At 48.4% G+C, this 1092-nt stretch carries 2 protein-coding genes; both read left to right on the plus strand.

Annotated elements, in window-relative coordinates; all coding sequences use genetic code 11:
- The first annotated feature begins 75 nt into the window (after positions 1-75).
- Positions 76-390, plus strand: a complete 315-nt coding sequence (locus ACFPOF_RS23715) for a helix-turn-helix domain-containing protein (RefSeq protein ID WP_378137344.1) — start codon at positions 76-78, stop codon at positions 388-390.
- Positions 391-482: 92 nt separating this feature from the next.
- On the plus strand, positions 483-1092 hold a 610-nt coding region (locus ACFPOF_RS23720; protein WP_378137346.1), incomplete at its 3' end, for a transposase.

Below are 1092 nucleotides of genomic sequence, written 5' to 3' on the forward strand. Positions count from 1 at the left end.
CTCCACAGCCCCCTAATTAAGTTGGAGTCCTCCACCATGAAAATGTACACTTAATACATGAGGAGGACGAACTCAATGGGAAAAATGTCTGAACAGAGAGAGAAAGCTGCACAAGAGGTTTTGTCTGGCATTAAGGCAGCTGTTGTTGCCAGAAAATATGGTGTTACTCCCGGCACGGTGAATCAATGGGTAAGGGATTATCGAGAAGAGCATGGCGAACAAGATCATCCCTATCCCCAAGAGCAGGCTGAAGAAATGAAGCGCCTTCTCGAGGTCGAGAAGAAATACGAGAAGGCAGTCAAGATGCTGGGAGAAAAGGATCTAGAGATTGAGATCCTACGTGAGCTGCTAAAAAAGCCAACCCCTGCTTATCCGAAAAATTCAAGATAGCCGACACGTTCATTAAGCAGGGTAATCCAGCAGCCCTTGTGCTGCGCATCATTGGGTTGGCTGAGTCAACTTACTATGACCGTCTTAAACGCATGTCACAGCAGCCTCTACAGGCAGCTCAAAGTGAGCGTGGAAGACCCGTCCCGGGTTATTCCTTTACGGAGTCTGGGGAGAAAATCAGTGACGAGCAGATCCAGGAATGGCTTCTCGAACTGATCTCTGGAGAAGAGCACGTGTACGGTTACAAACTGCTTGCGGAATGTTTGTGGAACCAGTATAGGTTGAAGTTAAATCACAAGAAGAGCTACCGACTGTGTAAGGCGCTAGACATCCTACAGCCCCAGCGTCATAAGCGCTTCAAGCATCCTCGAAAACTGCCAGAGAACCGAGTCATTACAGGACCTAACCAGCTCTGGCAGATGGACATTAAATACGGTTACGTCGCTGGTCGCGATAGGCATTTCTTCGTACTGAGCATTATCGATATATTTACCCGTGTCATTGTCGGCTACTACAGAGGATCGTCGTGTGAGGCTAAGCATGCCTGTCAGACGCTTTGGAGAGCAATAAACAATTACAGCAAAGCTCAAGATGAACCGCCCGTAATACGAACTGACAATGGGCCACAGTTCGTGAGTCACCTATTCGGAGACATGTGTGAAAGCTGGGAGGTCACTCACGAACGCATTCCACCAAGAACGC

The organism is Cohnella soli (assembly GCF_042655525.1).
In the GTDB taxonomy this organism is placed as follows: Bacteria; Bacillota; Bacilli; order Paenibacillales; family Paenibacillaceae; genus Cohnella; species Cohnella soli.

What these genes read in the sequence shown, in the direction of transcription:
- ACFPOF_RS23715 (WP_378137344.1), top strand. Translation starts at nt 76, where the DNA reads ATGGGAAAAATGTCTGAACAGAGAGAGAAAGCTGCACAAGAGGTTTTG.